This window comes from Mastigocoleus sp. MO_188.B34 (assembly GCF_030065675.1).
In the GTDB taxonomy this organism is placed as follows: Bacteria; Cyanobacteriota; Cyanobacteriia; order Cyanobacteriales; family Nostocaceae; genus Mastigocoleus.
On sequence record NZ_JASJDK010000218.1, the window covers coordinates 1 to 6,476 of the forward strand.

A 6,476-nucleotide genomic window follows, 5' to 3' on the forward strand; every position below is an offset into this window, starting at 1 on the left:
TATATCCTACAGAAAATCACATTTATCTACCTGAGAATTTGCAATTGATGGTACTGGATGAAACAGGAAAAGTAGTAATGCAAGCTTTAGCCAGAAATACTAACAAAAACATTTGTTTGGATTTCAAAGGTAATCTTGAAGAACAATTTAGTATCAAAGTTATTTTAGATGATATCAGTATTACAGAAACCTTTGTTATCTAAGACTAAATCAATAATGTAAGGTGGATATCTACTATGGAAAAGTTAGTCATCTTAAAATTTGATGGCGATTGGGAAGAACAGGGGTTTAGGGTAGATTTAACTATTTTCACTATTAGCAAAAACAAAAAAGTTGAAGCATCTGATGGTAATTTACAATTCAAACCTTTGCGAGAACTGACTCGTTATTTACCTCCAAATGCTGAATTAGCTTCTCTTTTACAACAACATTGGGAAGAAAAATATCGTAGGTTGAGTGCGCCTTATAGATTAGAAGCTGGTAATATTCAATATGATGGTTCAGTTAATCATTTAGTTGATGAATGTAAACAATCGGCACATCAAGTTTGCGATCGCATAAATCATTGGTTCAAATCAGAGCAGTTTTCTGATATAAAAGAAGAATTAATCAGAAATTTATCATCAAATGAGACAGCTAGATTTCTGATTCGTACAAAAGATGAACTTTTACAGAAACTTCCCTGGCAAGAATGGGATTTAATAAAAGGTTTTTCCAATGCAGAAGTGGGATTAGCTCCTTATGATTGGAGAGAATTACCAACAATACAAAACCGTAATCATAAAATCAAAATTTTAGCAATTTTAGGTCACAGCGAAGGCATTGATATTGAAACAGACCGAAATTTATTAGAAAATTTACCCAATGCTGAAGTAACTTTTTTAGTTGAACCAAGCCGTCGAAATGTTAATGACCAACTTTGGGAGCAATCTTGGGATATCATCTTTTTTGCCGGACATAGTAAAACAGAGGGAGAAACAGGTCGGATTTATATCAATCCAGACTATAGCTTGACGATTAGTGAATTGTGGTACGCATTAAGAAAAGCAGTTGATCGGGGTTTACAGTTAGCAATTTTTAATTCCTGTGATGGATTGGGATTAACACGGGAATTAAATGACGATCTGCATATCCCCCAAATAATTGTCATGAGGGAATTAGTACCAGACCTGGTCGCACAAGAGTTTTTAAAGTATTTTCTCACAGCTTTTGCAAATGGTCAGCCTTTCCATTTGGCGATGCAAAATGCTAGAGAAAGATTGCATGGGTTGGAAGATACATTTCCTTGCGCTACATGGTTACCAGTAATTTATCAAAACCCTACAGCAGTACCACTAACTTGGAAAACATTATCAACTAATTTATGGCGTCGTCTCGGAACTGTGTTACTCAGCAGTGTTTTAGTAACAGGTTTAGTAATGGGGGTGCGATGGTTGGGAGTATTGCAACAATGGGAACTTAAAACTTTTGACCATATGATGCATATGCGTCCCCTTGAGTTAGCAGATGAGCGTCTATTAATGATTGGGATAGATGAAGAGGATATTCGTAAATATGGTGATTCTTCGAGTTTGTATGGTAATCCCATACCAGATAAGATATTAGCTCAGCTTTTTGAGAAGTTAGAAAATCATGGAGCTTCAGCTATAGGTTTAGATATTGTTCGCGATCGACCTGTTCCAAAAAATGATATTGATGGTCATCAAAAACTTGTTCGTCAGTTCCAAGAAAATGAAAAATTGATTACTGTATGTTCGTTTAACCCTCCAGAAAATAGTATTGCACCACCACCTAAAAGTCCTGAAGAACAACAAGGTTTTGTAGATCTATTTAACGATAGACCTCAAACAGGGAATCAAGATGAAACTATCCGTCGTTATTTATTATCCCGTAGTGAAAATCCCATCTCTAAGCCTTCTCATTGTAATACTCCATATTCCTTTGCTTGGCAGTTAGCATATTTATACTTGAATACCAAGAAAATTCCCATAACAACTGTAGAAGAAAACTGGAAGTTTGGTGCAACTACTTTCAAACGTTTAGAATCTCGTAGTGGAGGATATCAGAATTTGGATAGTAGGGGTAACCAAATGGTGATTAATTACCGCAACCTTGCTAAATCCCAGAAAATTTCCCAAGAAGTTACACTTCGAGATGTTCTAAATAATAATAGCGATCGCTTCAATCCAAAATGGGTAAAAGATAGAGTCGTTCTTGTTGGTGTGGTTGCTCCTAGCATTCAAGACTACCACGATACATCCTATGGCAGAATGCGTGGATTATATATCCAAGCACATGCAACAAGTCAAATTCTGAGTGCTGTAAATCAAGAGCGACCCATGTTTTGGTGGTTTCCTCAATGGGGAGATACTCTATGGGTATTTTTCTGGTCATTTACAAGTGCTGTAATTATTTTATTTGTAGCAGCACCACGATATCAATGGATAGTTTTGTGTGTATCTGGAATTACTTTATACGGAATATCTTGGGTAATATTTGTATTGAGTGGGTCTTGGATTCCACTTATTCCTTCAATTTCAGCTTTGGTTTTAATTTGGTTATGTGTATCTACATACACTAGTTATACAAATAAAAAATAATCATAATTCATAATATTAATATCAAAAATAATATTTATGTCTACAATAAATGATACTGAAAAGAACTATGAAATATCATCAAATACCAATAAAACTTCTATACACAATAAGTTTTGGCTTAACTAGCTTATTGACTGTTTTAATTAATATGCAAATTAGTACTCAAGCGATTCTAGTAAACACTTTACCAAAATCTTCATACCCTGCTAATGGAGTTTTTTTTAAGGGTTGGAGTAATTCACTTCAGTCAAAGACAAATAAGAGTCGATCAGAACCACCAAAGACAGGTACACCTACAGGTGATTCAAAACCTGGAACAACACGTCCTCAAGCAATGTGTAAGGTAACAAATAAACCTTTAACTGCGATCAATGCTAATAATGGACAAGACTTTACAGTTTCCGAATTTCCTAGTTTTTGGTTTTATATTCCCTACAGTCGTCAAGAAATAAAGTCCTTGGAGTTTGTGGTCAATAATGAAAAAGAAACTAAAACAATTTATATAACATCAGTTCAACTACTCGAACAACCAGGAATTATCAAAATTACAATTCCAGCAAAACAAGGTTATTCTCTAAAAATTAATGAAACTTATCGCTGGTATTTAAATCTGAAGTGCAAACAAAATACAGAAAATGAACCAGATCAAGTTGTAAATGGTTGGGTGAAGAGAATAGCTTTAGATTCCAAGCTAGAAAAAGATTTAACCTCTCTAGAGAATCAAAAGTATATTGCTTATAAAAGACACAATATTTGGCATGATTATATTAGTAATTTAGCAAAGTTACGTTTCAATAATCCAGGTAATTCTAAGTTTAATGGTGATTGGGATGAACTCTTAAAAGCTATAGACAAAGAATGGGTTATTCAAGAAAAATTGGTTAACTCAGAAGCAATTTCTTTACAAGAGTAGTTCATATATAATTTGCAGAGTTACAAAAAGTTGATTGATTAGTTGTTTGTTCATTTTTTATATCCAAAAGTGTTAATGGACAAGCAAAAAATAAAGTACCAGCCTGATTACAATAGTTCATAATCATTATTAAATTATTAGTTACTTAGTACTTATGAACTTGTGACAGTTTAAGTACATAATGCAGTATAAAATACATGCAGCAATAAAGCACATCGCTACACTTAAATAAAACTATTCCACATAAAGTTTAAGGATAATGCATAATTGGAGAACCAAAATTCTTGGTGTTAGTTCTTTATGTCTGCTTTTATTTTCTACGACGCTACCTGTTCAGGCTAAGCCTGGGCATACATCTACCAAAATCTACGAGCGTGCAAAAAAAGAATTACCTAAAGACTGGTACGAGCTTTATCGAATAATCGATAGGGTCGCACGTGCCAATGGCTACGATCAACGTCCTTGGCGTCTTGTAGTTATTCCTCAATATAAAATTAATGCATTTGCCACAGATGTAAATTTAATTGCTATGTATAGCGGTATTATTGACCATTTAAATGGTGATTATTCGGCATTAGCTTGTGTTGTTGCTCATGAAATGGGTCACCATGAAAAGCGTCACATAGCAATTAGCCAAGCACAAAAAACCCAATTAGTTGCCAAAATTCAGGAAGAAGCAAGAAGAGAGGTTTTGGGAGAAGCAAAAGCTGCACAGGCTGAAGCAACAACAACAATAATTGGGGGTAATATAGTAGGACGTGTAGATAGAACAGGTATTGGTAGCCTTGCATCATCTTTCCTTAGGGGTCAAAGTAAACGTCGTCTGCGCAAAGCTCAAAAACGTATCAACGCAATTGTAGAGAAGAAAAAACGAGAGTTAGAAGCAAGAATTGCTGCACAGAGTCGCAAACATGAATTTGAAGCCGATGAGGTTGGTTATCTAGCCTCTGTCAGGGCTGGTTTTGAACCAGGAGGATGTTTGCGAGCGATGGAGGTTTTGGCTAGAACTCCTGGCGCAGAATTTGATAGCACCCACCCAGCAGTACCAAAGCGCATTGAAGCTTTAAAATCTCTGATGAAAAGGTATCCATCCCAGACTTTGAAACGCGAGGGTGAAGCCAGAATTGCTAAAAGCCAAGCTTTAACCTATGATCTTTCTCGGGATGGAAAATCTTTACGGATTAATTCTCGTTATGGAGGCTCGAACCCTAGTGATTTTGATGATTTATTTAATAAATAAAATCTGAGTCACTAAGAAAAAAGAACTGGGAAAAATTAGAACCATTTGGAATCACTAAATTTTATACGGATGGATTGAAAACTTATCAACGGCATCTACCAGCACAGGAGAGACAAGTAAGCAAATTAAAAATGCAGAAAATAGAACGCAAACATCTAACTTTACAAACAATAATTAAGCGTTTATCAAGAAGAAGTATTTGTTTTTCCTTTGCCGAGCAAAAGTATGATGAGATGGTATTCCATTTTCTAAATCTAAAAACTTTTTAAACCATTTATATTTTGCATCACCGAATATTTCAATATCTTACCAAGTATCTGCTCCACAAGTTACTGTACAAATTGCTGTTTTTATAATGTCAGTTCATTTGTGTAACTTTGAACGCTCAATTCTTGGATCATCTATATCTTCAAAAAATATGTAATTGTAAGTTTAGGTTTTAATTAATCCTAAATCCTGTATTATTGCCAATTACCAATTAAAATATAAGGTGCCCATTTGTAAGGGTGTTGAGTTTTTGGATTTTCTAAAAGAGCTAACTGAGCGCGATGAAGTGCTTCGGCTTTAGTTACTTCTTTTGCTTTCCATTCCTTGTAAAAGCGTTCCATAAGTTCAGTAGTAGCATTATCCTCAACACGCCATAAAGTTGATAATGTACTACGCGCTCCTGCTTTGACGGCTAAACCAGCTAACCCAAGAATTGCTCGATTATCACCTCCTGCAGTATCGCATGCACTCAATACTAGTAATTTAATCGTACCAAAATCTTTTTGGTTACTAACTTGAAAAAGATTATCTAAATCTTTAGCTTTAAGAAGTTTACCTCGGGAATCTTTAGAATTATAAGCAACAATATACGTCTCTTCTGGATTAGAGCTAAAATTACCATGACTTGCTATATGAACAACAGAAAATTTTCCTGTTTTGATTTCTTTTTGAAGATTAGATTGGGTAAATTTATCATTAATTAGTTTTTTCTTGGCTCCAATTTTATCCAATTCAGATATATCAATTGCTGTAAAAGGTTTTCCCTCTACATAATATTGTTTCTCTTTATTTTTGTTGAGGGTATCAATTCCAACTGCTAAAATTGACTGATTGTGAGATTTGTCTTCGAGATCGAAAAATTGCGAACCTGGTAATAAAGCAAGGGAATATTTCTTTTGAATTAGATATTCTCCTTCTTTATCTTTACCTCCCTCTTCATCCCATAATGCAGCTACAGGAATATTTCTCAAGTAACCATCTAACACAAATACCAAAGTCTCAACCTCATTTTCACTTGTGAGATATTCATCAAATAGAGGTTTCATTATCCACTTATAAATTTCTTGCGAATAATTTGTAATCCCACGACGATTCGCGATCGCGTTTCGTAGATTTTTCGCTGTTGATTCAACTTCCTTGTAACTGATATATTCTGTATGTTGTTCTAGTTTCCCTCCTGGTAATTGATAAATTACAACTAACTTATCTCTCAGAATAATGGGATATATGAAAACTGCTGGCAAATTCTTTTTACTAATTTCTTGATTTACTCGTACCAACTGTGAGAGATTACAGCGAAAGAAATTTTCCATTTCTGCTAATTGAAGAGAATCAACAGTACTAATTGCTTGTTGTAAATAATCTGGTTCTATTTTAAAAGATTTATTGCTGTCTAGAAGTAAATCAACCAATTCACGATATATAGGTTCTACACTATCTCGAAAAGAGAATTGAA

At 34.5% G+C, this 6,476-nt stretch carries 6 protein-coding genes and 1 pseudogene; 5 read left to right on the forward strand and 2 right to left on the reverse strand.

Features of this window, described 5'->3' with window-relative positions; genetic code table 11:
- The 5 genes from QNJ50_RS28115 to QNJ50_RS28675 all read left to right on the forward strand — a co-directional run.
- On the forward strand, positions 1-203 hold a 203-nt coding region (locus tag QNJ50_RS28115), incomplete at its 5' end, for a DUF1822 family protein (protein ID WP_300642394.1).
- 33 nt (positions 204-236) lie between these two features.
- Entirely contained in the window at positions 237-2,600 is a 2,364-nt protein-coding gene (locus QNJ50_RS28120) for a CHASE2 domain-containing protein (protein WP_300642397.1), read from the forward strand.
- A gap of 148 nt (positions 2,601-2,748) precedes the next feature.
- Positions 2,749-3,513 carry a DUF928 domain-containing protein gene (locus tag QNJ50_RS28125; RefSeq protein ID WP_300642400.1) on the forward strand — a complete coding sequence of 255 codons (765 nt, stop codon included), beginning with the start codon at positions 2,749-2,751 and terminating at the stop codon, positions 3,511-3,513.
- A 259-nt stretch (positions 3,514-3,772) separates the two neighbouring features.
- Positions 3,773-4,753, forward strand: coding sequence for a M48 family metallopeptidase (locus QNJ50_RS28130; protein ID WP_300642403.1), 981 nt, complete (start codon positions 3,773-3,775; stop codon positions 4,751-4,753).
- 74 nt (positions 4,754-4,827) lie between these two features.
- Positions 4,828-5,022 carry an IS1 family transposase gene (locus QNJ50_RS28675; RefSeq protein WP_366914350.1) on the forward strand — a complete coding sequence of 65 codons (195 nt, stop codon included), beginning with the start codon at positions 4,828-4,830 and terminating at the stop codon, positions 5,020-5,022.
- Here QNJ50_RS28675 and QNJ50_RS28135 read toward each other — a convergent pair.
- Positions 4,967-5,178 (reverse strand): annotated as a pseudogene (locus tag QNJ50_RS28135) (transposase family protein); the annotation flags it as partial. The gene QNJ50_RS28675 and the pseudogene QNJ50_RS28135 sit on opposite strands and share 56 nt — an antisense overlap.
- 36 nt (positions 5,179-5,214) lie before the next feature.
- Positions 5,215-6,476: CHAT domain-containing protein (locus tag QNJ50_RS28140; RefSeq protein WP_300642406.1), on the reverse strand; the 1,262-nt coding region annotated here is incomplete at its 5' end.

Coding starts and splice junctions, on each gene's coding strand:
- QNJ50_RS28130 (WP_300642403.1), top strand. CDS start 3,773: ATGCATAATTGGAGAACCAAAATTCTTGGTGTTAGTTCTTTATGTCTG.
- QNJ50_RS28120 (WP_300642397.1), top strand. CDS start 237: ATGGAAAAGTTAGTCATCTTAAAATTTGATGGCGATTGGGAAGAACAG.
- QNJ50_RS28125 (WP_300642400.1), top strand. CDS start 2,749: ATGCAAATTAGTACTCAAGCGATTCTAGTAAACACTTTACCAAAATCT.